25 protein-coding genes are annotated in these 23,109 nt (G+C 64.3%); 9 read left to right on the forward strand and 16 right to left on the reverse strand.

The window, feature by feature from the left end; genetic code table 11:
• The first annotated feature begins 39 nt into the window (after positions 1-39).
• A complete protein-coding gene (locus tag ACU0B3_RS12040) occupies positions 40-885 on the forward strand; it encodes an urea carboxylase-associated family protein (protein ID WP_446261100.1) in 846 nt (281 codons plus the stop codon).
• 28 nt (positions 886-913) lie between these two features.
• On the opposite strand, the gene ACU0B3_RS12045 is transcribed toward ACU0B3_RS12040, so the two are convergent.
• The 4 genes from ACU0B3_RS12045 to ACU0B3_RS12060 form a co-directional block, all read right to left on the reverse strand.
• Positions 914-1,903, reverse strand: a complete 990-nt coding sequence (locus ACU0B3_RS12045; protein WP_446261101.1) for an aldo/keto reductase — start codon at positions 1,901-1,903, stop codon at positions 914-916.
• Positions 1,903-2,607: a purine-nucleoside phosphorylase gene (gene deoD, locus ACU0B3_RS12050; protein WP_446261102.1), complete on the reverse strand. Its 705-nt coding sequence runs from the start codon at positions 2,605-2,607 to the stop codon at positions 1,903-1,905. The genes ACU0B3_RS12045 and deoD overlap by 1 nt, the downstream gene beginning before the upstream one ends.
• A gap of 82 nt (positions 2,608-2,689) precedes the next feature.
• Entirely contained in the window at positions 2,690-2,989 is a 300-nt protein-coding gene (locus ACU0B3_RS12055) for an H-NS histone family protein (RefSeq protein WP_446261103.1), read from the reverse strand.
• A 104-nt stretch (positions 2,990-3,093) separates the two neighbouring features.
• Positions 3,094-5,100: a methylmalonyl-CoA mutase family protein gene (locus ACU0B3_RS12060; protein ID WP_446261104.1), complete on the reverse strand. Its 2,007-nt coding sequence runs from the start codon at positions 5,098-5,100 to the stop codon at positions 3,094-3,096.
• A 146-nt stretch (positions 5,101-5,246) separates the two neighbouring features.
• On the opposite strand from ACU0B3_RS12060, the gene ACU0B3_RS12065 reads away from it, so the two are divergent.
• The 8 genes from ACU0B3_RS12065 (at position 5,247) to ACU0B3_RS12100 (ending at position 13,899) form a co-directional block, all read left to right on the forward strand.
• Complete coding sequence (locus ACU0B3_RS12065; protein ID WP_446261105.1) at positions 5,247-6,593, forward strand: 1-acyl-sn-glycerol-3-phosphate acyltransferase; 1,347 nt, start codon at positions 5,247-5,249, stop codon at positions 6,591-6,593.
• Between the two features lie 145 nt (positions 6,594-6,738).
• Positions 6,739-8,025 carry a crotonyl-CoA carboxylase/reductase gene (gene ccrA / locus ACU0B3_RS12070; RefSeq protein WP_446261106.1) on the forward strand — a complete coding sequence of 429 codons (1,287 nt, stop codon included), beginning with the start codon at positions 6,739-6,741 and terminating at the stop codon, positions 8,023-8,025.
• A gap of 215 nt (positions 8,026-8,240) precedes the next feature.
• Positions 8,241-8,468 (forward strand): hypothetical protein, encoded by a 228-nt coding sequence (locus tag ACU0B3_RS12075; RefSeq protein WP_446261107.1) that lies wholly within the window; start codon positions 8,241-8,243, stop codon positions 8,466-8,468.
• Positions 8,413-9,126 carry a helix-turn-helix transcriptional regulator gene (locus tag ACU0B3_RS12080; RefSeq protein WP_446261108.1) on the forward strand — a complete coding sequence of 238 codons (714 nt, stop codon included), beginning with the start codon at positions 8,413-8,415 and terminating at the stop codon, positions 9,124-9,126. The genes ACU0B3_RS12075 and ACU0B3_RS12080 overlap by 56 nt, the downstream gene beginning before the upstream one ends.
• A 90-nt stretch (positions 9,127-9,216) precedes the next feature.
• Entirely contained in the window at positions 9,217-9,846 is a 630-nt protein-coding gene (locus ACU0B3_RS12085; RefSeq protein ID WP_446261109.1) for an acyl-homoserine-lactone synthase, read from the forward strand.
• Positions 9,847-9,898: 52 nt separating this feature from the next.
• A complete protein-coding gene (locus ACU0B3_RS12090) occupies positions 9,899-11,449 on the forward strand; it encodes an ATP-dependent DNA helicase (RefSeq protein WP_446261110.1) in 1,551 nt (516 codons plus the stop codon).
• Between the two features lie 213 nt (positions 11,450-11,662).
• Positions 11,663-12,898 (forward strand): acyl-CoA dehydrogenase family protein, encoded by a 1,236-nt coding sequence (locus ACU0B3_RS12095; protein ID WP_446261111.1) that lies wholly within the window; start codon positions 11,663-11,665, stop codon positions 12,896-12,898.
• On the forward strand, positions 12,895-13,899 hold the full coding sequence (locus ACU0B3_RS12100) for a phosphotransferase family protein (RefSeq protein WP_446261112.1): 1,005 nt from the start codon (positions 12,895-12,897) through the stop codon (positions 13,897-13,899). The genes ACU0B3_RS12095 and ACU0B3_RS12100 overlap by 4 nt, the downstream gene beginning before the upstream one ends.
• A 36-nt stretch (positions 13,900-13,935) precedes the next feature.
• On the opposite strand, the gene ACU0B3_RS12105 is transcribed toward ACU0B3_RS12100, so the two are convergent.
• From ACU0B3_RS12105 to ACU0B3_RS12160, 12 genes are all read right to left on the reverse strand, one after another.
• Positions 13,936-14,901, reverse strand: a complete 966-nt coding sequence (locus tag ACU0B3_RS12105; RefSeq protein WP_446261113.1) for an ABC transporter permease — start codon at positions 14,899-14,901, stop codon at positions 13,936-13,938.
• Positions 14,901-15,992, reverse strand: coding sequence for an ABC transporter permease (locus tag ACU0B3_RS12110; RefSeq protein ID WP_446261114.1), 1,092 nt, complete (start codon positions 15,990-15,992; stop codon positions 14,901-14,903). Before ACU0B3_RS12110 ends, ACU0B3_RS12105 begins: the two co-directional genes overlap by 1 nt.
• Before the next feature lie 22 nt (positions 15,993-16,014).
• Positions 16,015-16,179, reverse strand: coding sequence for a hypothetical protein (locus ACU0B3_RS12115; protein ID WP_446261115.1), 165 nt, complete (start codon positions 16,177-16,179; stop codon positions 16,015-16,017).
• 21 nt (positions 16,180-16,200) lie between these two features.
• Positions 16,201-16,362: a hypothetical protein gene (locus tag ACU0B3_RS12120; protein WP_446261116.1), complete on the reverse strand. Its 162-nt coding sequence runs from the start codon at positions 16,360-16,362 to the stop codon at positions 16,201-16,203.
• 99 nt (positions 16,363-16,461) lie between these two features.
• Entirely contained in the window at positions 16,462-17,997 is a 1,536-nt protein-coding gene (locus ACU0B3_RS12125; RefSeq protein ID WP_446261117.1) for an ABC transporter ATP-binding protein, read from the reverse strand.
• A gap of 46 nt (positions 17,998-18,043) precedes the next feature.
• The gene (locus ACU0B3_RS12130) at positions 18,044-18,409 is read right to left on the reverse strand and encodes a nuclear transport factor 2 family protein (protein ID WP_446261118.1); all 366 of its coding nucleotides are present in this window, start codon (positions 18,407-18,409) and stop codon (positions 18,044-18,046) included.
• A gap of 64 nt (positions 18,410-18,473) precedes the next feature.
• A complete protein-coding gene (locus ACU0B3_RS12135) occupies positions 18,474-19,469 on the reverse strand; it encodes a BMP family lipoprotein (protein WP_446261119.1) in 996 nt (331 codons plus the stop codon).
• Positions 19,470-19,616: 147 nt separating this feature from the next.
• Positions 19,617-20,033, reverse strand: a complete 417-nt coding sequence (locus tag ACU0B3_RS12140) for a GNAT family N-acetyltransferase (RefSeq protein ID WP_446261120.1) — start codon at positions 20,031-20,033, stop codon at positions 19,617-19,619.
• Complete coding sequence (tsaB, locus tag ACU0B3_RS12145; protein WP_446261121.1) at positions 20,030-20,602, reverse strand: tRNA (adenosine(37)-N6)-threonylcarbamoyltransferase complex dimerization subunit type 1 TsaB; 573 nt, start codon at positions 20,600-20,602, stop codon at positions 20,030-20,032. Before tsaB ends, ACU0B3_RS12140 begins: the two co-directional genes overlap by 4 nt.
• A 1-nt stretch (position 20,603) precedes the next feature.
• Positions 20,604-21,032 (reverse strand): GFA family protein, encoded by a 429-nt coding sequence (locus tag ACU0B3_RS12150; RefSeq protein WP_446261122.1) that lies wholly within the window; start codon positions 21,030-21,032, stop codon positions 20,604-20,606.
• Complete coding sequence (locus tag ACU0B3_RS12155; RefSeq protein WP_446261123.1) at positions 21,025-21,588, reverse strand: NifU family protein; 564 nt, start codon at positions 21,586-21,588, stop codon at positions 21,025-21,027. Before ACU0B3_RS12155 ends, ACU0B3_RS12150 begins: the two co-directional genes overlap by 8 nt.
• 96 nt (positions 21,589-21,684) lie before the next feature.
• Positions 21,685-23,067 (reverse strand): S1C family serine protease, encoded by a 1,383-nt coding sequence (locus ACU0B3_RS12160; protein WP_446261124.1) that lies wholly within the window; start codon positions 23,065-23,067, stop codon positions 21,685-21,687.
• Positions 23,068-23,109 lie beyond the last annotated feature (42 nt).

Genomic DNA, 23,109 nt, shown 5'->3' on the forward strand with positions numbered 1-23,109 from the left:
ACCCAGCGTGCGGCGTGACCCTTAGAGGAGTGCCGCACCATGACCCAGCCCCAGGATGCCGCCGCGCGCCGCGCCGCGCCAGCCGTCGTGTGTTACCCACCTGAAACGCTCGCACCGCCGCCGATGGACCTTTTTCGCGCGGCGCGCGCTAGCGCTGCCAAGGTGGCGGAGGTTGTCGTCCCTCCGCGTGAGGCCAGGTGCTGGGAGGCGCCTGCCGGGACGTTCTTTCGCATCACCTCCATCGAAGGACCGCAGGTCGGCGACTTGAACCTGTGGAACGCGCGCAATCTCGATGAGCGGTTCTGGTCCGGCAAGACCCGCGCGCTGCATGGCACGCATGTCACCACGGGCGAGCGGATGTGGTCGACCTTTCCCTACATGCGTCCCATGGCGACGGTCGTGGAGGACACGCTGGGCTGGTACGGGATCGACGCGGATGGCGGCTCGGTCCACGACGTTATCGGCACGCGCTGCGATCCCTACACGCACCACGCGCTTTCCGGCGGGGACATGTACCACCATTGCTGCCATTCCAACCTGACCCGCGGGATGGCGGAGCATCTGGGCGTGCCGCTTGATGAGGCGGAGCCGCATGTGCATGACGTCTGCAACGTCTTCATGTGTACCGGGTTCACGCGGGACACAGGCCAGTATTTCATGAAGGCGTCGCCCGTGCGGCCCGGCGATTACCTCGAGTTCTTTGCCGAGATCGACATCCTGGGCGGGCTCAGCGCCTGTCCGGGAGGCGATTGCAGCGCGACCCATTCGTCGGATGCGGCGGCGTGCTACCCGATGCTGGTGGAGGTGTTCGAGCCTGCTGCGGGTGCGCTGGACGGTTGGTCGTCTCCGCCGGTCAATGGGTACGACCGCAGCCACGGGGCGTAGGTAAGGTGGGCACAATGCCCACCCTACGTCAGCAATACCGCTCGACCGTTTGCGCGTGGGTGTCGCTGTAGCGGTCGCCGTGCGCCCAGCCTGCGGGCAGCAGCTCTGCGATCTTCACGCGATCTTCGTCCGTGAACGTGATATCGGCAGCGGCCAGCCATTCCTGCAAATGCGCGGCGGTGCGGGTGGCTGGGATCGGAACACACGACGGGTCGGCGTCCAGCACCCAAGCCAGCGACGCAGCCGCGACCGTCCAGCCTTTGTGCGCGCACCAGTCCGCGAACGCGTTGCGGCGCGCGCAGTTGTAGCCAAGGTTCGGCGCCTGAAACCGCGGCATGTCACGGCGGAAAGAGCCGGGATCGGCTTCCAGCTCAGCTGCGCCAACCGACTGGTTGGTCAGGAACCCGCGCGCCAGCGGCGAGAACGGGACAAAGGTGATGCCCAGCTTGTGACACGCCTGGATCACGCCCAGCTCGGGCTGGCGCGACCAGAGCGAGTATTCGTTCTGCACTGCCGTCACCGGATGCACCGCATGGGCGCGGCGGATGGTCGACGGCGCGACTTCGGACAGGCCATAGCCGCCGATCAGCCCTTCGTCGATCAGTTCCGCCATGACTTCGACGGCGGCTTCGGTCTCCATCGACGGGTCGCGGCGGTGGAAATAGTAGAGATCCACCCGGTCGAGGCCGAGGCGCTCTAGCGAGCCTTCAAGCTCGGCACGTACGTAGTCGCGCGAGTTGTCGAACTTGGTCGCATAGGCGCCGTCGCGGCGGATGCCGACCTTGGTCGCGATATGCGGCTTGGCGCCTGATTGCTTGAGATACGCGCCGAGGACTTCCTCGGATTTGCCCATGCCGTAGATGTTGGCCGTGTCCCAGTGCGTGATCCCGGCGGCGAGGGCGGCGTCGAGGCAGGCAAAGCTCTCCTCGTCCTTGGCCGGGCCGAACATGCCGCCAAAGCTCATGCAGCCAAGGCCAAGTGCGCCGACGGAGGTGGTGCCGAATTGTCGCTGTTTCATCATGCAAACGCCGCCTTTAGGGCAATCTCAACCATGTCGCCAAAGCTGCGTTCGCGGTCTTCGGCTGGCAGGGCCTCGTGGGTGATCAGGTGGTCGGAGACGGTGAGCACGGCCAGCGCGCGGACGCTGTAGCGCGCAGCGAGGGTGTAGAGCTCGGCCGCCTCCATCTCCACGCCGAGGATGCCGTGACGCATCATCTGCTCGTTGAGGTCCGGGCGCTCGTCGTAGAACACATCCGACGAATAGATGCCGCCGACATGGACCTTGGCGCCGGTGTCCCTTGCTGCGGCATGTGCGGCGTGCAGGAGGTCAAAGTCGGCGCATGGCGCGTAGTTGAGCTCGCGGAAAATCCCGCGCGACGGCGTCGACAGCGTCGAGGACGTCATGGCGAGGATGATGTCCCGTACCGCGACTCTCTCTTGCATCGCGCCGCAAGAACCGATGCGGATCAGCGTCTTGGCCCGGTAATCCTTGATCAGCTCGTTGGCGTAGATCGACAGGGACGGCATGCCCATGCCCGAGCCATGGATCGTGACGCGGTGGCCCTGCCAGGTGCCGGTGTAACCGAGCATCCCGCGCACTTCATTCACGCATTTCGGATCGTCGAGGAAGGTCTCTGCCGCCCATTTCGCGCGCAGCGGGTCGCCGGGCATCAGGACGGTCTCTGCGATGTCGCCGGGCGCGGCACCGATGTGGATGGTCATGGGGGTCTCCGATCAGGAAGGGTCGCGCCACTGTGCCTTGCGCGCAGCAGGGCGGCAAGCGCGACCCGTTCCGTGACCGGGTTTAGATGGCGAGGTCGCTCTCGGACGCGCCGCCGTCGATGGCTTGTGTGAACCAGCCGGGTTTACGGCCGCGGCCGGTCCAGGTCTGGTTTGGATTGTCAGGGTTGCGGAATTTCGGAGCCGACGTGGCGCCACCTTTGCCTTTGGTCAATTGGTCGAGCGAAAAGCCGTGCGCGCGCGCAGCCTCTTCGGCGGCTTTCAGCGCCTCGGTCTTTTTACGAGCATCGACGGATTTAAGGGCTTTGTCGACCTGATTTCTGAGGTCGAGCAATTCTTCTTTTGACATGGCGTCAAGATTCATCGGGAAAGCACTCCAGCGGTTTGGGTGCGATCCCTTTATCTGCCGAAAATAGAATTGCAAAGACACATAAGTGTGTCAGCCAATCCGCAATGTCATGGATTAATTCAGCTGGCCTCCGCCAATTCCTGATTGTCCGACGTTTTTCCAGGCTTGTTTGGGTCGGCCAAATCCACGATGTCTTTCATAATCGTGTTCAGCTGAAAATCCTTTGGTGTGTAAACGCGTGCGACGCCCATTTCAGAGAGCCTTTCCGCATCGTCGTCGGGAATGATTCCCCCCACGACGACTGGCACATTCGAAAGGCCAGCGCCCGAGAGGCGCGTCATCACGTCTTCGATCAACGGCAAATGGCTGCCGGAAAGGATCGAGAGGCCGATGACATGCGCCTCCTCGGACCGGGCGGCGTCGATGATCTGTTCGGGGGTCAGGCGGATGCCTTCGTAGGCGATGTCCATGCCGCAGTCACGGGCGCGGACGGCGATCTGTTCGGCGCCGTTCGAGTGGCCGTCGAGACCGGGTTTGCCCATCAGGAACTTGAGGCGGCGGCCCAGCGCGTCGCTGACCCGGTCCACGTCGCTGCGCAGATCGTCGAGCCCTTCGGTCTGGTTCGAGGGGTTCTGCGACACGCCGGTGGGGGCGCGGTATTCGCCGTGGATGCTGCGCATTTCGGCCGCCCATTCGCCGGTTGTGACGCCGGCCTTGGCGGCTTCGATGGACGGGGGCATGATGTTGTCGCCGTTGCGGGCGGCGGTGCGGAGCGCCCCGAGCGCAGCCTCCACGCGGGCCGGGTCGCGCTCTGCGCGCCACGCGTCCAGGCGCCCGATCTGTTCAGCCTCGACCTCGGGATCGACCACCATGATACCGCCGTCCCCGCTGGTGAGGGGCGAAGGCTCGCCGGTCTCGAACCGGTTAACGCCGACGACGGTGGTCTCGCCGCGTTCGATACGGCCAAGCCGCGCGGCATTCGATTCGACGAGCCGGCCTTTCATATAGTCGATGGCACCGACCGCACCGCCCATCGCCTCGATATTGGCGAGTTCCGCGCGGGCGCCGTCTTTCAATTCCTCGACCTTGCGATCCACCGCTGGATTGCCGTCGAAAAGGTCCTCGTATTCCAGAAGGTCCGTTTCATAGGCCATGATCTGCTGCATGCGCATCGACCATTGCTGGTCCCAGGGGCGCGGCAGGCCAAGCGCCTCGTTCCAGGCGGGCAATTGCACGGCGCGGGCGCGGGCTTTCTTGGAGAGCGTCACCGCCAGCATCTCGATAAGGATGCGGTAGACGTTGTTCTCGGGTTGCTGCTCGGTCAGGCCAAGCGAATTGACCTGCACCCCGTAGCGGAAACGGCGGTATTTCGGGTCCTCGACGCCATAACGCTCCCGGCAAATTTCATCCCAGAGGTCGAGAAAGGCGCGCATCTTGCACATTTCAGTGACAAAGCGAATTCCGGCATTCACGAAAAACGAAATGCGTCCCACCACGCGGGGAAAGTCCTCGGCAGGCACTTTGTCCCGCAGTTCGTCCAGCACCGCCTGCGCGGTTGCGAGGGCAAAGGCCAGCTCCTGCTCCGGCGTCGCGCCGGCTTCTTGCAGGTGATAGGAGCAGACGTTCATCGGGTTCCACTTGGGGATTTCCCGGTAGCAATACTCGGCCACGTCCGAGATCAGCTTGAGCGAAGGCTTGGGCGGGCACATGTAGGTGCCGCGGCTCAGGTATTCCTTGATGATGTCGTTCTGCACCGTGCCTTGCAGCTTGCGCGTGTCAGCGCCTTGCTCTTCGGCGACGGCGACATAAAGCGCGAGCAGCCAGGGCGCCGTCGCGTTGATCGTCATCGAGGTGTTCATCTGCTCGAGCGGGATCTGGTCAAAGAGTGTGCGCATGTCGCCGAGGTGACACACCGGCACGCCGACTTTGCCCACCTCTCCGCGCGCCAGCACGTGATCGCTGTCGTATCCTGTCTGCGTTGGCAGATCGAAGGCGACGGACAGCCCTGTCTGCCCTTTGGACAGGTTCTTGCGGTAAAGCGCATTGGACGCAGCCGCCGTCGAGTGGCCGGCATAGGTGCGGATCAGCCAGGGGCGGTCCGGCGTGGGGGTCGCGGTCTGGGTCATGAATCACCTCTGCCTTGCTGCGCAACATTGTTTCGTAAAGCGGTGAGTAAACGAAACACCATTGCCAAGTCAATCCGCTGCGCTGCGGCATAGGTTTTCCGCGTCGCCCGTTTACCACGGCGCGCTTTGCGGTCACTCTGCCGCCCATGACGGCTCCTGTGATTGTGCCCCTGTGGCTTTTTGTTCTGATCGTGCTTTTTGCCGGGGTGACCTTTGCGTCGCACTTTCTCTTCCCGTCAGTGCGCTGGTTTTTCCGGAGGCGGGCGGAGCGGCTGGTGGCGCGGCTAAACAAGCGTCTGGCGGTGCCGATCCAGCCTTTCAAGCTGGCGCGGCGGCACGACATGATCCAAAGGCTCAGCTACGACCCGGAGGTCGCGCAGGCGGTGATCGACCATGCGGCCAAGAACGGCGTGCCGGAGAACGTCGCGTTCGAGACCGCGCAGCGCTACGCGCGGGAGATCGTGCCGTCCTTCTCGGCCAGCGCCTATTTCGGGTTTGCGATCCGGGCGGCGCGGTGGCTGTCGAACCTGCTCTTTCGTGTGCGGGTCGGCTCGGTCGATGACGCGGCGCTGCAGAACATCGACACGGATAGCACCATCATCTTTGTGATGAATCACCGTTCGAACATGGACTACGTGCTGGTGACGTATCTGGTCGGGTCGCGCTCGGCGCTGTCCTACGCGGTGGGGGAGTGGGCGCGCATCTGGCCGCTCAGTTTTCTCATCCGCTCGATGGGCGCGTATTTCATCCGCCGGAAAAGCCGCACGAACCTCTATCGCAAGGTGCTGGCGCGGTATGTGCGGCTGTCGACGGATGGCGGTGTGGCGCAGGCGATGTTCCCCGAAGGCGGGCTCAGCCTGACCGGCGCGCTCGCGCAGCCCAAGGTGGGCCTGCTCAAGTACATGATCGAGGGGCGGGCCGAGGACGCGCGCGATCTGACGTTTGTGCCGGTGGCGCTCAACTATGACCGCGTGCTCGAGGATCGGGTGCTGATGGAGGCAGCCAGCTCGGGCGAGCGCAAGTTCCGTGCGCGCATCTCGGTCATCCTCGGCTTTACGCTGCGCGTGCTCGGGCGGATGCTGCGCGGCAAGTTCAACCGGTTCGGCGTAGCGGGCGTGTGCTTTGGCGCGCCCCTGCCGCTGGCCGAGCTGAAGGGCGACACGCCCGAAGCGCTGGCCGAAGAGCTGATGCGCCGAATCGAGGCGGCGATGCCCGTGCTGCCGGTGCCGGTGGTGGCGACCTGCCTGCTCGAGGACGGACCGATGAGCCAGGAGGACCTGACACGCGCCTATGCCGCCCGGACCAGCGCGCTGGATGTGCCGCAAGGCTTGCCGTCCGACGTGGACAAGGACGCGGCCTATGGCGTTGGAATCCTGCTCCGCCGCCGCCTGATTTCCAAGGTTAACGGGCTCTTGACGCCTATTCCCGAAGAGCGCGGCACGCTCGAGTTTTACGCGCGATCTGTGGCGCATAGAGTGATTTCGCAGTCGTAGCGTGAAATTCTGCAACTGCTCGGTTATAAAATTTCAAAACAATGCCGCAATTCTATTGCAATGTTACTCAGGCGACGCTACTCCCAGCGTCAGACGCGGTTCTGCGCCGCGGCATTCTTGAGACACCCCCGGGATGGAGGCGGATATGGCATTGGACAACAAAACCGGCATCGTCAGCTACGACGCACCGATCAAGGACCTGTATGAGGTTGGGGAGATGCCGCCCGTCGGTCACGTCCCGGCCAAGATGTTCGCCTGGGCGATCCGCCGCGAACGGCACGGCGAGCCCGATCAGGCGTTCAAGGTCGAAACGGTGGATGTGCCGAAACCCGACAGCCACGAGGTGCTGGTGCTCGTGATGGCCGCTGGCGTGAACTACAACGGCGTCTGGGCTGGCCTCGGCATCCCGCTCTCCCCCTTCGACGTGCACAAGGCCGAGTACCACATCGCCGGCTCCGACGCGTCCGGCATCGTCTGGGCGGTGGGTGACAAGGTCACGCGCTGGAAAGTGGGTGACGAGGTCGTCATCCACTGCAACCAGGACAATGGCGACGACGAGCATTGCAACGGCGGCGACCCGATGTACTCGGACAGCCAGCGCATCTGGGGATATGAGACGCCCGACGGCTCCTTTGCGCAGTTCACTTGCGTGCAACAACAACAGCTTATGCCGCGTCCCAAGCACCTAACGTGGGAAGAGGCGGCGTGCTACACGCTGACGCTTGCGACCGCTTACCGGATGCTGTTCGGCCACGCGCCGCATGACATCAAGCCCGGCCAGAACGTCCTGATCTGGGGCGCGTCGGGCGGTCTTGGCTCCTACGCGATCCAGCTCGCCAAGGTGGCTGGCGCCAACCCGATCGCGGTGATCTCCGACGAGGACAAGCGCGAGTTTGTGATGAAGCTCGGCGCCAAGGGCGTGATCAACCGCAAGGAGTTCAACTGCTTTGGCCAGCTCCCGACGGTCAACACACCCGAGTACAAGGAGTGGTTCGCCGAGGTCCGCAAGTTCGGCAAGGCGATCTGGGACATCACCGGCAAGGGTGTGAACGTCGACATGGTCTTCGAGCACCCTGGCGAGAGCACGTTCCCGGTTTCCACCTTCGTCTGCAAGAAGGGCGGCATGGTCGTGATCTGCGCAGGCACCACCGGCTACAATCTGACCATGGACGCACGCTATGTCTGGATGCACCAGAAGCGCATCCAGGGCTCGCACTTCGCCCACCTGCAGCAAGCCGCGGCTGCAAACCAGCTGATGTGCGAAGGGCGGCTCGATCCGTGCATGTCCGAGGTGTTCGAGTGGAACCAGATCCCCGAGGCGCATATCAAGATGCGCCGGAACGAGCACAAGCCGGGCAACATGTCCGTGCTGGTGCAGTCGCCGAAAGCGGGTCTGACGACGCTCGAGGAAGTGCTGGGCGCACGCGGGTAAACACACCGTTTCCAAGAAAGCAACAATGGCCCGGGACAGCAGCCGCTGTCTTGGGTCATTTTCCGTTTGCCGTCAGGGAGATGCAGGATTTCAGGGGGTTGTCCGCATGACCCCTCCCCATAAAGGGGGAGTGCAAAGCCGCGACTTACGCAGCGGCAATGATACATGCTAAAGTTGAACTTAAGATTTTGTTAACACCTATAAAGGACTTTGGCATGAAGCAGACGACGCCCAACGACTGGATCCTCGATGTCCTTGCAGACCTGAACCACTTTGCACAGGCCAACGGGCTTCGTGACCTGTCCGAGGCGCTGATCGGCACGCACCGGGTGGCCGCCCGGGAGATCGCATCGCAGACACCGCCTGCCGCGCAGAGGCTGGGAATTCATGACGCAGACCGTAACGGACATCCTGGAGGACCTCGAGCGCGCGAGCGCGCATGACGAGCTGCAACATGTGATCGAGGCACTGCGCGACACGATTGGCGTCGATCACCTTGTCTATCACTGGGTCAATTCGGACGGGGAGCAATACGGCTGCGGCACTTACGATCCCGTCTGGGTGCAGCGCTATCTCGAACAGGGTTACCTGACGATCGATCCGGTTGTGTCGGGCTGTTTCCAGCGCTTTCACCCGGTCGATTGGAAGCGGCTCGACTGGTCCCCCAAGGCCGCGCGCGCGTTTCTGCAGGACGCGATTCAGCACGGGGTGGGCAATCAGGGCTTTTCCATCCCGATCCGGGGGCCGAACGGTCAGTTCGCGCTCTTTACCGTCAACCACTCGTGTACTGATTCGGAGTGGACGGCCTTTACCGCCGCGTGGCGCCAGGACTTGATCCTCGTCGCGCATTACTTCAACAAAAAGGCGCTGGAATTCGAGCCGGGCCGCGCGCCCGAAGCGCATCAGGCCCTGTCCCCCCGCGAACGAGAGGCGATGACCCTATTGGCGGCGGGCTACAACCGCGCGCAGGCTGCGCAAACCCTTGAAATATCGGAACATACCTTGCGCGTCTACATCGAGTCCGCGCGTTTCAAACTGGGTGCGATGAACACCACCCACGCCGTGGCCCGCGCCCTGAGTCGCGGGATCATCGTTGTCTGACCGTTAACGCAGGCGCCGGGAGCCGTAGGAAACCCGAAAGCGCCGCATCCGAGCGTGCCTTGCCATGTCATGCACATGGAGGGGCACACCATGATCCGTTACATCTACGCAAACGCGCTTGCCGCGCATCCCACGCTTGCGGAAACCATGTTTCGCGACCGCGCGCGCCAGTTCAAAGAGCGGCAAGGCTGGGACGTCGCTGTCGACGCCGAAGGCTTGGAGCGCGACGCCTACGACGCGCTGAACCCGCTTTATGTCATCTGGGAGAACGCCGACGGCACCCATGGCGGGTCCATGCGGCTTTTGCCGACCACAGGCGCGACCATGGTCAACGACCATTTCGAGCACCTGACGGGTGGCGCGATCAACAGCGCGCTGATCTGGGAATGCACCCGGTTCTGCCTCGCGCCCGGCGCACCTGCGCATGTCGCCGCGGCGCTGATGCTGGCAGGGGGCGAAGTCCTGCAGGGCTTTGGCATCACACACTTTATCGGCGTCTTTGACGCGCGCATGGTCCGCATCTACCGCCGGATTGGCGCGTCTCCAGACGTGCTTGGCAGCAGCGGCACCGGCCGGGACAAGGCCAGCGTGGGCCTCTGGAACTTCACACCCGAGGCAAACGCGCGCCTCTCCGCCGCCTCCGGCATCCTGCCCGCCCAGTCGCGTGCGTGGTTCGAGGCGGCCTTTGGCAGCCAGGCACAGCCCGCAAAAACGGCCTGATCCGCGACGACCAAGGCTGGTGAAGGCCGGGCGCTGGGTATACCGTGGCGCCATGCAAACCGCCCCCACCATTACCTTTTCCGAGGACCAGGCCGAGGCTTATGACCGCGTCGCCGCCCTTCTGGCGGCCTCCGGCGTCGACCTCACTGACGCGCTGCTCCGCCCGCCAAGAGACAGCACCTCGGCGGTGATGGGGCTGATGGGCAAGGCGGGCTCGGGCAAGACGCTGCTGCTCGCCGAGCTGGTCAAGGCGCTGCGTGCCGCCGGGGTCGACATCGTTTCGGGCGATTGGGAGGGCAAGGCCCGCAAGGAGCGGCGCACCCTCGCCGTTCTCGCCCCGACCAACAAGGCCGCCAGCGTCCTGCGCATGCGCGGCGTGCCGGCGACGACCATCCACCGGATCCTCTACACGCCTGTCTATGATCCCGAATACGAGCGCATCGCCGAGTGGATCGCCGGGAGTGGCGACCGCCCCGAGATCGAGGGGCTCACCGACGAAGCACTCGACCGCGCCTATGCCTTCTACCAGGTCAACGCCTCCGTGCCCGGCGCGCTGGCGGCCGCCGGCCTCAAGGGCAGCGACTTCATCACCGGTTGGAAGCGGCGCGAGGAGCCGCTCGATATCGGCTTTGTCGATGAATCCTCGATGCTCGACGACAAGCAATACGACGACCTGCGCGAAATTTTCCCGACCCTCCTGCTCTTTGGCGATCCCGCGCAGCTGGCGCCCGTCAACCAATCCGGAGCAATGGTGTTCGACCGCCTCAAGGACAGCCAAAAGATGACGCTGAACCGGGTGCACCGGCAGGAGGCGGACAGCCCGATCCTCGATCTCGCGCACGCGCTCGCCGACCCCGCGGTGGACTTCCCCCGGTTCGAGCACCTGGTCGAAGAGGCCGCCGCCCGGGACGACCGCGTCGTCTACGCCGGACGGGTGGAGGTCGACCTGATGGCCCGCTCGCCGGTGCTGGTCTGGCGCAATGCTACCCGCATCCGCCTGATCCAAGCCTTTCGCAGCGTCTACGGTGCGCCGGAGGACGAGCTTCTAGAGGGTGAGCCGCTGATCTGCGATGGGATCGAACTGCCCATGAAGCACCGCAAGAAACGCCTCGACCTCGAGGCGCGAGGGCTAATCAAGGGCGCGCAGGTGGTCTACATGGGCCTCGGACGCAGGCCCGGGTTCTCACGACTGCACGTCATGGGCGCCGAGGACCCGCAGGTCTCCGCGGCCTCGATCGTCAAGATCGAGAAACCGGACGAGGAGGAACCCTTCATCCCCTTCGCCGCCCGTATGGGCGCCACCTTCTTGCACGGCGCGGCGGTCACCATCCACAAGGCGCAAGGCTCGCAGTGGGAGAATGTGCAGGTCTTTGCCCCTGACCTTTACGCCGCCTTCCGCGCCGGCCGGTCCGAGGCGGGCGTCCCGCTCTGGAAACGCCTCGCCTACGTCGCGATCACCCGCGCGTCCGACCGGCTCTATTGGGTGGTGCGCAACCGCCTTGCCAAACCAACCGGCGCGCTCACGGTCGAGGACCTCAAGGCTGTGCCTGCCGCGCCCTTCTCGCTCGATGCCGAGCCGCCCACGGACGTGCAACCGGCGTGACATGGGGGGCCAGCCCCCCACTTCGAAAATTCATGGATTTTCACCGCTCCCCCCCGGGATATTTCTCGCCAGAAGAAGACCTGGGCGCGGCGTCCTTCATTCTCTGGTTCATAAATACCTGAATGTCCGACGCTTCAGCACCGCAGACGGGCGGTCTGCTGTCTTGCGCCGCAGCCGGACATTGGGTCTGATGCGCGCAAAGGGAGGAGCCTCATGGACCTTGGCATGACGGACCGGGTGCGCCCGCTGGTGGCGCAGGTGCGCGCGATGATCGTCGAAGAGATTGCGCCGCTTGATCACGAGTTTCACGCGCTGGTCGGCACGCATCCTTCCGGCAACAGATTTGCCCACGTGCCGCGGCAGCTGGAAATCCTCGACGGTCTCAAAGCCGAGGCGCGTGCCCGGGGGCTGTGGAATTTTTGGCTTACGGGCAGTGACAAAGGGCAGGGGCTGAACACGGTCGAATACGCTTACCTGGCCGAGGAGATGGGAAAGGTGCGGCTTGCGGCCGAGGTCTTTAATTGCTCCGCCCCGGACACGGGCAACATGGAGGTGTTCGAGCGTTACGGGACCGCGGCGCATAAAGAGCGCTGGCTGGCGCCGCTTTTGGCCGGAGAGATCCGGTCGGCCTACGTGATGACCGAGCCGGATGTGGCGTCGTCGGACGCTGCGCAGCTTGCGTTCGAGGCCCGCGAGGACGGCGACGCGTTTGTCCTGAACGGTGAGAAGTGGTGGATCAGTGGCGCGGGTGATCCGCGCTGCAAGGTCTACATCCTGCTGGCCGAGACGGACCGGGAGGCGTCCAAGCACCAGCGGCATTCGATGTTCGTGCTGCCGGCGGATGCGCCTGGGGTCGAGGTGCTGCGCCCGATGCAGGTGTTCGGGAATGACGACGCGCCGCACGGTCACATGCACTTGCGGTTCACCGACGTGCGTGTGTCGAAGGAGGACCTGATCCTCGGGCGGGGACGCGGGTTCGAAGTGGCGCAGGGGCGGCTCGGGCCGGGGCGCATTCACCATTGCATGCGGGCGATCGGGCAGGCCGAAGCTGCGCTCGAGATGATGTGCAGGCGCGGGATTGCGCGTGAAGCGTTCGGCAAGCCGCTGGCGGAGCTGGGCGCGAATTTCGACATCATCGCCAACGCCCGGATGAAGATCGAGATGGCCCGGCTCCTGTGCCTCAAGGCAGCCTGGATGATGGACAACACATCGCCCAAGGAGGCGGCGCCCTGGATCAGCCAGATCAAGGTGATCGCGCCTTTGACGGCGCAAAAGGTGCTTGATGAAGCGATGCAGATGCACGGTGCGGCGGGGATCAGCCAGGACTTTGACCTCGCCGCGATGTACACGCACAACCGCACGTTGCGCTTTGCCGACGGGCCGGACGCGGTTCATCGCCGTCAGGTCGCGCGCGCCGAGCTGCGCAAGTACACGAACGCCAAGGTATGAACGTGGACGCGCTGACGCGCTGGCTCGAGGCGGAGACGCCTCTGCGCGGGCCGTTTGTGCTCGAGAAGTTTGCGTCCGGGCAGTCCAACCCGACCTACAAGCTGAGCTCCCCGGGTGAGACTTACGTGCTGCGCCGCAAGCCAGAGGGCGTGCTGCTCAAGTCCGCCCACGCCGTCGAGCGCGAGTTTCGGGTGCAGCGCGCCTTGGCGGGCAGCGCCGTGCCGGTGCCGCGGATGCACGCGCTGTGCGAGGATGCAGAGGTGATCGGATCGGCGTTTTACGTGATGGACCATGTCGAAGGGCGCATCTTTTTTGACCCCGCGCTGCCGGATGTGCCGAAGGACGAGCGCGGCGCGTATTTTGATGCGATGATCCAGACGCTGGCGGCGCTGCATGACGTGGATTTGCAAGAGGCAGGGCTGCAGGACTACGGGCCCGAAGGTCACTATCTTGCGCGGCAGCTTGCGCGCTGGACCAAGCAATACCGGGCGAGCGAGACTGGCACCTTGGCTGATATGGACGCGCTCATCGCCGGGCTCGAGGCCGGGCTGCCGGAGGATGACGGCCAGCGGACGTTGGTGCACGGTGACTACCGCATCGACAACCTGATCTTTGCCCCGGATGCGCCCGAGGTGGCGGCGGTGCTCGATTGGGAGCTCTCGACCACAGGCCACCCTCTCGCCGATCTCGCGGCGCTGATCATGCAGTGGCAACTCCCGCCGGGGGAAACAGGGCGCGGGCTCGCCGGGCTCGACCGCGCTGTGCTTGGATTGCCGTCGGATGAAGAGGTCGTTGCGCGGTACTGCGACCTGCGCGGCTTGGGTCCGATACCGGATTTCAACATCTACCTCGCCTTCGCCTTCTTTCGGATGGCGGCGATCCTGCAGGGGGTCAAGAAACGGGGGCTGGACGGAAATGCCTCGAACCCCGAGCAGGCGGCGCGCTATGGCAGCTATGTCCCGATGTTTGCCGCGAAGGGGCGTGCCGCTCTGGGCGTGTGACCGGCAAGGTAAGGTGGGCAGATGCCCACCCTACGCCTAGCGCTCCTTGACGTAGGGCACGCCTCCCGACCGCGGCGGGATCGCCTTGCCGATGAACCCGGCCAGGATCACCACGGTCAGGATATAGGGCAGCGCGTCCATCACCTGCACCGGCACGGTGAACGCGCCAAGGTCGATGTTCTGATAGCGCAGCGCGATGGCTTGAAGGAAGCCAAAGAGCAGGCAGGCCCCCAGCGCGTACCAGGGCCGCCACTTGGCAAAGATCAGCGCCGCCAGCGCGATGTAGCCACGCCCGGCCGTCATATCCTTCACAAAGCCCGCCTGCAGACCCGTCGCCAGATACGCGCCCGCCAGCCCGCAGAGCGCGCCGCAGATGGCGACAGCGGCAAAGCGCAGGCCCACGACCGAGACGCCCGCGGTGTCGACCGCCGCCGGGTTCTCCCCCACCGCGCGCAGGCGCAGGCCAAAGCGTGTGCGATAGAGCGTCCACCAGGTCAGCGGCACCATCAGCAGCGCGACATAGACGAGGATCGAGTGGCCGGAGATCAGATCGTGGTAGATCGGGCCAAAGATCGGCACGCCCTGCAGGCTCTCGGCAAAGGGCAGGGTGATCTCCTGGAACCGGCCCCCGCCGATGAGCGAGGGCGTGCGCCCGCCCTGGGAGAACCAGTCCTGCGCGATCAGCACCGTTAGCCCCGCCGCGAGAAAGTTGATCGCGACGCCGGAAATCAGCTGATCGCCGCGAAAGGTGATCGAGGCCAGCCCATGCAGCCCGCTCAGCACCATCGAGGACGCCATGCCCGCCAGCAGCCCAAGCCAGACCGACCCGGTCATCGCCGCAACCGCTGCCGAGAAGAAGGCGGCCATCAGCATCTTGCCCTCCAGCCCGATGTCAAAGATGCCCGCCCGCTCGGAAAAGAGCCCGGCAAGGCAGGCGAGCAGCAGCGGCGTTGCCAGTCGCACGGTGGAATCAAGAATTTGCAGGACGGTTGCGAGATCCATCAGCCAGCCCTTCGGAACATGAGGAAGACTTTTTCGAGCGGCATCCGCACCATATTGTCGAGCGCCCCGGTGAAGAGGATCACAAGCGCCTGGATCACTACGATCAGCTCACGAGGGATATTGGTCCAGAGCGCCAGCTCCGCCCCGCCCTGGTAGAGGAACCCAAAGAGGATCGCCGCCAGCAGCACTCCCAGCGGGTGGTTGCGCCCCATGAGCGCGACCGCGATCCCGATGAAGCCCGCGCCCTCGGTGGCGTTCATCACCAGCCGTTCGGCCTCGCCCATGACGTTGTTGATCGCCATCATGCCCGCGAGCCCGCCCGAGATCATCATCGCGACGACGGTGATCTTAACCGGGTTGATGCCCGCGTACTTGGCCGCTGATTCTGACTTCCCGAAAGCGCGGATCTCGTAGCCAAGCTTGGTCCGCCAGATCAGCAGGTAGACCAGCACACAGGCGATAAGCCCGATGATGAGCGAGACGTTGGCAGGTGCCGCCTTGGAGAAGGGGATGCCAAAGACGCCAAGGATGTCGTGCAGTGTGGGTAGATGCGTGCCTTCGGGGAATTTGCCGGTGGCCGGGTCCATCTGCCCCGCCGGGCGCATGACGTTCACCAGCAGGTAGTTGAGCAGCGCCGCCGCGATGAAGTTGAACATGATCGTCGTGATCACGATGTGACTGCCGCGCGTCGCTTGCAGCCAGGCTGGCACCGCCGCCCAGAGCGCCCCAAACGCCGCTGCGCCAAGAATGGCGAAAGGCAACGCCAGCGCCCAGTGGGGCCAAGGGATCAAAAGGCAGATGCAAGCGACGCCCAGCCCTCCGAGCATGGCCTGCCCTTCAGCCCCAATGTTGAACTGTGCGGCGTGAAAGGCGACGGCAAAGGCGAGCCCTGTGAAGAGGAAGTTGGTCGCGTAGTAGAGCGTGTATCCCCAGCCATAGGTCGACCCCAGCGCGCCCTCGACCATGAGGTTGAGCGCGGCCATGGGGTCTTCGCCGATGAAGAGGATCACAAGCGCCGACAGGATCGCCGCAAGCAGGATCGAGATGACTGGCACAAGCACCGCGTCCGCCCAGGCTGGCATCTTGCTCATGGGCGGGTCTCCGGGGTTGTTGTTACATGAGGAGCCTGATCAATCCGATGATTGAAAGTAAAACGCCCGTCGCGACCACCACTGGCGCGAGCGAACGTTCCCGCTCCATCTTGCGAATTTCGGCACTGATCTTTTCGGTCTCGGCGCTGAGAAGGCTGATTTCCGCCTTCAGTTTTTCTTGTTCCAAGTCGCTCAAAAGACGTGGCGCTTAGAAAATCGTGTGAAACAAGTAGGATCCGAGCAGCGTGGCCGCCGACAACATCACCAGCGCGACGAGGAGCGCTACGTATGTGCGCCGCGCCTCGCGCCCGTCGGCGATCTCCGCGCGCAGGCGTTTGATGGATTCGCTTTCGTGTTCCAAATGCGCCATTGAATCGAGGGTCCTCAAAAGGAAGGCTGCGCGAAGTTGCGGCTCTGCGCGTGTGCGTGAAGTTAAGCGCACGGGTCGTTAAAATCAATTTAACGCACATCACGCCGCATCCTCAGTCACACCTGCCATCAACAAACCAAGCCGCTTCTCGTCAGTCTCCGAAGGCAGCCGTTCGCCCATCACGCGGCCGTCGAACATGACGGCGATGCGGTCCGAGAGGCTCATGATCTCGTCGAGCTCGACGGACACCAGGAGGATCGCCTTGCCGGCGTCGCGGAGGGCGACGATCTGTTGGTGGATGAACTCGATGGCGCCGATGTCGACGCCGCGGGTGGGTTGGCCGATCAGCAGCAGGTCCGGGTTGCGCTCGATCTCGCGGGCGAGGACGATCTTTTGCTGGTTCCCGCCCGAAAAGTTCTTGGCCGCGAGGCGCGGGTTGGGGGGGCGCACGTCGAACCGCTCCATCTTGCCGGCGGTATCCGCCTTGATCGCGGCGTTGTTCATCAAAAGACCGGTCTGCAAGGCAGGATCGTCGTGATAGCCGAAGGCGGTGTTCTCCCAGGCCATGTAGTCCATGATCAGGCCCTCGGACTGACGGTCCTCCGGCACGTGGGCGATGCCGCGCGCGCGGCGGGTCTTGCCGTCCGAGCCAGTGCCCGTAAGGTCGATCTCCTGCCCGTTGACCCGGATGGTGCCCGTGCCGGTGCGATAGCCACCGAGCACCTCGAGCAGCTCTGACTGCCCATTTCCCGCAACGCCCGCGATGCCCAGTATTTCGCCGGCGCGCACAGTCAAGTCGATGCCGCGCAGACGCTCCACGCCTTTTTCGTCGACCACACGCAGGTTCTCGACCTCGAGCACGTTTGCCCCCGGCGTCGCTGGCACCTTGTCGACGCGGAGCAGCACCTTGCGCCCGACCATCAGCTCGGCAAGCTCGGCGGGCGAGGTCTCGGAGGTCTTGACGGTCGCCGTCATCTCCCCGCGCCGCATCACGCTGACGGTGTCGGTGATGTCCATGATCTCGCGCAGCTTGTGGGTGATGAGGATGATCGTCTTCCCCTCCTCCCGCAGGCGATTGAGAATACGGAAAAGCTGGTCGGCTTCGGCGGGCGTCAGCACGCCCGTTGGCTCGTCGAGGATCAGGATATCAGCCTGGCGATAGAGCGCCTTGAGGATCTCCACACGTTGCTGCATGCCGACGCCGATCTCCTCGACCACGGCGTCCGGGTCGATCTTGAGCCCGTATTCAGCGGCCAGTTCCGTCAGCTCCTTGCGCGCCTTGCGCAAAGACGGGCGCAGCATCGCGCCATCCTCGGCGCCGAGCACGACGTTTTCGAGGACGGTGAAGTTCTCGACCAGCTTGAAGTGCTGGAAGACCATGCCGATCCCCGCCGCGATGGCGGCCTGGCTGTCGGGGATGCGGGTCTCTTTGCCGTTGATGTAGATCTCGCCCGCGTCGGCTTTGTAAAAACCGTAGAGGATGGACATGAGCGTGGACTTGCCCGCGCCGTTCTCGCCGATGATGCCGTGGATCGTGCCGGGCATGACGCGGATCGAGATGTCCTTGTTGGCCTGCACCGGGCCGAACGCCTTGGAAATGCCTTTGAGCTCGATCGCGGGGGCGGTGTCTGTCACGTCACGTCCTCTGGGGTAGGGTGGGCAGATGCCCACCTTACGGGGGTCAGTCGGGGCTGCCGGTGCCTGCAAATCCGGTCATGCGGGTGATGCGACCGTCTGATTGCTCGATGAAGTACTGGCCGTGCTGGACCATCTCGGTGCCGTCCGGGCCCTTGCCGCCAAAGGCGATGGTCGCGCGGGTGAGGCCGGCCACTTCGTCCGAGGCCAGCACGCGGGCGGTCCATCCCGGCGCGTTGGCGCTGAACATGCCGACATAGTCGGTGAGCGCGTCCTGGCCGGTGATCGGTTCGGGCGTGCGGGGGTCGGCGTAGGAAACGTCCTGCGCGGTCGCGGCTTCGACAGCCGCGCGGCGGGGCGTCTCATCGGCCATCGCCCAGGCGTCGAAGAACTCGGTGATCGCGTCGCGCATGGCAGGTCCTTACGTCTTTCAAGGCAAAGGGGCCGCACCACAGCGCGACCCCTTCAAAGTCAGATCAGAAGGACAGTGCCGGGCAGCTGTCGTCCGACGTGTAGTCGTGCACCATGAGCGTACCGGCGGAGATGTCGGCGGCGGCCTTGTCGACCATCGCTTTCATCTCGTCGGTGATCAGCTCTGCGTTGTGCTCGTCGAGCGCGTAGCCGACACCGCCGTTCGAGATGCCCATGACCTGGAAGCCCGGCTCGAGGTCGGTGCCTGCCGAGAAGGCGTCATAGACCGCGTTGTCCACGCGCTTCATCATCGAGGTCAGGACTTGGCCCGGGTGCAGGTAGTTCTGGTTGCTGTCGACGCCGATGGAGAGGATCCCCTCGTCCGCCGCCGTCTGCAGAACGCCCACGCCGGTGCCGCCGGCTGCGGCGTAGACCACGTCCGCGTTTTGGCTGATCTGCGCCTTGGTCAGCTCGGAGCCCTTGACCGGGTCGTTCCAGGCTGCCGGCGTCGTGCCGGTCATGTTGGCGATCACGGTGGCGTCGGCGTTGACCGCCTTGACGCCCTGCGCGTAGCCGCAGGCGAATTTGCGGATCAGCGGAATGTCCATGCCGCCGATAAAGCCGACCGTGTCGGTTTCCGAGCTCATCGCGGCCAGCATGCCGACGAGGTACGAGCCCTCGTGTTCGTTGAACACGACCGATTGCACGTTGGGCTGGTCGACGACCATGTCGATGATCGCGAACTTGGTGTCGGGGTAGTCGGCGGCGACTTCACCCAGCGCGGTGCCGAACGCGAAGCCGGCCATCACGATCGGGTTCGAGCCTGCTTCGGCAAAGCGGCGGAGCGCCTGCTCGCGCTGCGCTTCGGACTGCAGCTCGATCTCGCGGAACGTGCCGCCGGTCTCTTCCGCCCAGCGCTGTGCGCCGTTGAAGGCCGCTTCGTTAAAGGATTTGTCGAACTTGCCGCCGAGGTCGAAGATCAGCGCGGGTTCGGCTGCCGCAGCGCCCGCGGTCAGCGCCAGGGCTGCCACCGAGCCGAGGGCTTTGTGCATGAAGGTCATTGATGTCTCCCAGTGTTGTGGCGCGCAGCAGACGCGCGCCTCTGACCCGGACACGGCGAGGTGCCCGAAGGATGCGCAGATTAGGGCCAAAGCCGAGAAAAGCGTCAACCGGATTCTTTGACCCAGGGCGCTTGGGGCGGCTTGCCTTTAGGGCAAGAGCGGTTTGGCGCGCAAAATCGCATCATCGCGGGTGCCGTCCGGCAGGGTGTAGTAGCGCTTGCGGCGTCCGGTCTCGCCGTAGCCGGCGGCGGCGTAGAGGGCGTTGGCGGCCCGGTTGCCGGCGCGGACTTCGAGGAATGCGGTTTTGGCGCCATGCGCGCGGGCCGTTTCTTCGAAGGTTGCGAGGAGGTCGCGGGCAAGACCCTGTCTGCGGTGATCGGGATGCACGGCGAGCGTGAGCAGTTCGACTTCGTCCAGCACAACGCGCCCCAGGGCGGCGTGGCGCGGGTCACCAAGGACAAAGACGCCTTTTGCGGCGTGAAGGCTTGCGAACTCGGTCTCGCTCCAGGCGCGCTCTTCCGTGAAGGCGGCGCTGTGCAGGGCAGCAAGCGCGGCGGGTGTCATCCGAGGATGACCGGCGGCGGGTCGGAGGCCGGCGCCGCGTCCGCCGGTTTGAGGTAGAGCGGTTTCGGTGCGGGCCACGTGTCCGGGTCCGCTGTGTCCGCGAGGCGGGCGATTGTCACGGCGAGCTTTGCCGGGTCCGTGGCCTCGATGCTGGGGCCGGTCACCTCGGCTCTTGGCACGAGGCGTGGCGCGCCGCCGGGCGCGCGGGCATAGACCTGATCCTTGGGCGCTGCGACGAGCGCGGTTGCCTCCGGCGCGTCGTGGTGTAACGCGTCAAAGGTCGAGATGCCGAAGGCCGGAACGCCGAGCCCCAGCGCCAGCCCGCGCGCGGCGGAGACCGCGATACGGATGCCGGTGAAGTTGCCCGGACCGGTGCCGCAGCCGATCCGGGCCACATCCTGCCAGGTGGCGGCGTGGCGGGTCAGCAGCTCTTCGATCAGGGGCATGAGGCGCTCGGCCTGGCCGCGGCGCATGTCTTCGGCGGTGGCCTCGAGCAGCGCGCCGTCTGACAGGAGTGCCGCAGCGCAATAGGCGCCGGACGTGTCGAAGCCAAGCGTGAGGCGGGCCATGTCAGCGCTTTGCTGCGTTGAGAGCGTCGCGGCCGCTTGCGGTGCTGCCAGGCAGGTCATCCGAGTTGACCCAAGGGTGCGCGCGGTCCTGAAAGCAGTGGTAGCTCGGAACGAGGTCTGCCGCGTCCTCGATCACGCCGTGGGGGACCCAGACCTGATCGGGCACATAGTCGAAGGTTCCCGCCATGGCAGAGCCACATTCGGCGCAGTGCCAGCGGCGGACCCCGGGGGCAAAGGATTTCCCCGGTCCGATCGTCAAAAGCCCCTCGACGTCAGCTGCGGCAAACCCGGCAAGCACAGGCGCCGCGGCGCCGGTCCAGCGGCGGCAATCGTCGCAATGGCAGTAGGTGACCGTCAGGGGCGCTGCTTTGAAACGCAAACGCGCGGCGCCGCAATAGCACCGCGCGGCAAAGGCCGTGTCGTCAGGCAACCGGGCGCACTTCGGTGACTTCGGGGATGTAGTGCCGCAGAAGGTTCTCGATCCCCATCTTGAGCGTCAGCGTCGACGAGGGGCAGCCCGCGCAGGCGCCTTGCATGTGCAAGTAGACAACGCCGCGCTCGAACCCGTGGAAGGTGATGTCACCGCCGTCCTGCGCCACGGCGGGGCGGACGCGGCTGTCGAGGAGCTCCTTGATCTGGCCGACGATCTCTCCGTCCTCGCCGGTGTGCTCGGCGTGGCCCGAGCCCGCCTGCGCCGCGCCGCCCGCCATGACGGGTTGGCCGGACTGGTAGTGCTCCATGATCGCGCCGAGGATCGCGGGTTTGATGTGGTCCCACTCGGTGCTCTCGCCCTTGGTCACGGTCACGAAATCGGTGCCGAAGAACACGCCCGTGACGCCATCCACCGCAAAAATGCGCGTGGCCAGCGGCGAGGCGTCCGCGCCTTCGGCGCTCGGGAAATCGGCGGTGCCCATTTCGAGCACGGTTTGGCCGGGCAGGAACTTGAGCGTTGCGGGGTTGGGCGTGGATTCCGTTTGGATGAACATCGGCCGGGGTCCTCTTGGCTAGGCGTTTTACATGACCGCGCCGCAGTTGGGTGTCAAGAGTTTGGAATGATTCTAAGTCTGGTGTCTATTGGTGGCTCATTGGTGGCACTGCACAACTTTGACCGCATCCTGAACTGAACTTGGCACGCCGTCAGAAAGGTCCAACCCGGTCACGTCGCTTTGCCCGAAAAAGATGCCGTGGGTCGCGAGGAATCCCGTCACCTGGTCTGGCGGCACGGCAAAGTTCATGTTCTGTGGCAGAGCGCCTTGATGAACCAGAACGGCAATATCATCGGCGCGCGAGACAATGACCCCAAGTACGGTGCCATTGGCTCCGATCAACGGGCCGCCGGAGTTGCCCGGCTGCACCGGAGCGGACACCATCATGCGGGCCCGCTTGCCAGATGTGCTTGGAAGAGCGCTGACGTTGCCGCCTGTTACGGCGAGCCCTTGGTCAAACATCCCGAGGAATGGAAACCCTAATGCAAACACGTTCTGCCCCAGCCGCGGCTTGCGGGTGGTGCCCATCGTCAGCCAAGTCTGCGCACGGCGACTAGATGTGAGCACTGCCAAATCGAGGTCGGGGTCGCGCGCAAGGATGGTCAACGCAGTGCCGTCCGCCAGCGAGACCCAAGCGCAGCCATCAACGACATGGTCTGCAGTCATAATGTCCGTGGCGTTGACGTAAAAACCAGTGCCACTTGGTGCACCGGCGGCCCTTGCGCCGGGCTCGGGGTGCGCAGGTGGCGTGGGCTTCGCGCTAGATCGCAACGCCGCTAGAACGCCATCCATTGGCAACACAGGCATCGATTGGTGGCGCAGTTTGAAACTGGCCGCGATGAGGTTGGCGCGGCCTTGCTGACCGGAAGTGTTCTGAATAAGCGTCGTGGCATAAATCTCTCCGCGCCTCTCTGAGCGCAGATACACGTTTTTGCCACTGGAAATGCGGCCTGACGAAATCATCAAGTCGGGCTTGCTGCGATGATAGAATGGCTCAGTCCCGACATGGGCTGACTGGAGCCACAAGTGCTGTTCGTAGGTTTTTTGCGGATATTCGAACATCACGCGAAGCGGCAAGCTGCGATCAAGAGTGACCAAGGTCGTGTGGTCAGGGTGCTTTTCCAGGTTCACGATCTCCATCGGCGCCCAATGCGACGTTCCCGAATGTTCAAAATTCAGGACATCCCAACCGTCGCGAGAGAAAGCATGGTCCGTGCGGTCAATAAGCCCCGTCAAATTGCGCCAACGCACCACGTTGCTGTCGGTGGCCTTATGTAAGGCGCTTTGACTTCGGCGTCCCCACTTTCCGTCCAGAAGTCCATTATAGTCACCAAACAGTGCAGCTGCGGCTTGCAGATACACTATCTCAGCATGGGTAAGCTGTTCGGGAGAAAAGATGGTGTCACGCCATTCGGCCTGAGCCGGTCGGCCTGTCAGAACAACACTCAACAAACAAAAGGTAATGGTAAAAAGGCGCATGTGCTACGTATTACACGCTGATCAACGCGGAGTCATGGCTGC

The sequence above is a fragment of the Pseudaestuariivita sp. genome, assembly GCF_052825805.1.

What these genes read in the sequence shown, in the direction of transcription:
- ACU0B3_RS12160 (WP_446261124.1), bottom strand. Translation starts at nt 23,067, where the DNA reads ATGCGCCTTTTTACCATTACCTTTTGTTTGTTGAGTGTTGTTCTGACA.
- ACU0B3_RS12100 (WP_446261112.1), top strand. Translation starts at nt 12,895, where the DNA reads ATGAACGTGGACGCGCTGACGCGCTGGCTCGAGGCGGAGACGCCTCTG.
- ACU0B3_RS12105 (WP_446261113.1), bottom strand. Translation starts at nt 14,901, where the DNA reads ATGGATCTCGCAACCGTCCTGCAAATTCTTGATTCCACCGTGCGACTG.
- ACU0B3_RS12155 (WP_446261123.1), bottom strand. Translation starts at nt 21,588, where the DNA reads ATGTTCATCCAAACGGAATCCACGCCCAACCCCGCAACGCTCAAGTTC.
- ACU0B3_RS12085 (WP_446261109.1), top strand. Translation starts at nt 9,217, where the DNA reads ATGATCCGTTACATCTACGCAAACGCGCTTGCCGCGCATCCCACGCTT.
- ACU0B3_RS12095 (WP_446261111.1), top strand. Translation starts at nt 11,663, where the DNA reads ATGGACCTTGGCATGACGGACCGGGTGCGCCCGCTGGTGGCGCAGGTG.
- deoD (WP_446261102.1), bottom strand. Translation starts at nt 2,607, where the DNA reads ATGACCATCCACATCGGTGCCGCGCCCGGCGACATCGCAGAGACCGTC.
- ACU0B3_RS12055 (WP_446261103.1), bottom strand. Translation starts at nt 2,989, where the DNA reads ATGAATCTTGACGCCATGTCAAAAGAAGAATTGCTCGACCTCAGAAAT.
- ACU0B3_RS12120 (WP_446261116.1), bottom strand. Translation starts at nt 16,362, where the DNA reads ATGGCGCATTTGGAACACGAAAGCGAATCCATCAAACGCCTGCGCGCG.
- ACU0B3_RS12080 (WP_446261108.1), top strand. Translation starts at nt 8,413, where the DNA reads ATGACGCAGACCGTAACGGACATCCTGGAGGACCTCGAGCGCGCGAGC.
- ACU0B3_RS12135 (WP_446261119.1), bottom strand. Translation starts at nt 19,469, where the DNA reads ATGACCTTCATGCACAAAGCCCTCGGCTCGGTGGCAGCCCTGGCGCTG.
- ccrA (WP_446261106.1), top strand. Translation starts at nt 6,739, where the DNA reads ATGGCATTGGACAACAAAACCGGCATCGTCAGCTACGACGCACCGATC.
- ACU0B3_RS12140 (WP_446261120.1), bottom strand. Translation starts at nt 20,033, where the DNA reads ATGACACCCGCCGCGCTTGCTGCCCTGCACAGCGCCGCCTTCACGGAA.
- tsaB (WP_446261121.1), bottom strand. Translation starts at nt 20,602, where the DNA reads ATGGCCCGCCTCACGCTTGGCTTCGACACGTCCGGCGCCTATTGCGCT.
- ACU0B3_RS12075 (WP_446261107.1), top strand. Translation starts at nt 8,241, where the DNA reads ATGAAGCAGACGACGCCCAACGACTGGATCCTCGATGTCCTTGCAGAC.
- ACU0B3_RS12065 (WP_446261105.1), top strand. Translation starts at nt 5,247, where the DNA reads ATGACGGCTCCTGTGATTGTGCCCCTGTGGCTTTTTGTTCTGATCGTG.
- ACU0B3_RS12060 (WP_446261104.1), bottom strand. Translation starts at nt 5,100, where the DNA reads ATGACCCAGACCGCGACCCCCACGCCGGACCGCCCCTGGCTGATCCGC.
- ACU0B3_RS12110 (WP_446261114.1), bottom strand. Translation starts at nt 15,992, where the DNA reads ATGAGCAAGATGCCAGCCTGGGCGGACGCGGTGCTTGTGCCAGTCATC.
- ACU0B3_RS12045 (WP_446261101.1), bottom strand. Translation starts at nt 1,903, where the DNA reads ATGAAACAGCGACAATTCGGCACCACCTCCGTCGGCGCACTTGGCCTT.
- ACU0B3_RS12090 (WP_446261110.1), top strand. Translation starts at nt 9,899, where the DNA reads ATGCAAACCGCCCCCACCATTACCTTTTCCGAGGACCAGGCCGAGGCT.
- ACU0B3_RS12130 (WP_446261118.1), bottom strand. Translation starts at nt 18,409, where the DNA reads ATGCGCGACGCGATCACCGAGTTCTTCGACGCCTGGGCGATGGCCGAT.
- ACU0B3_RS12040 (WP_446261100.1), top strand. Translation starts at nt 40, where the DNA reads ATGACCCAGCCCCAGGATGCCGCCGCGCGCCGCGCCGCGCCAGCCGTC.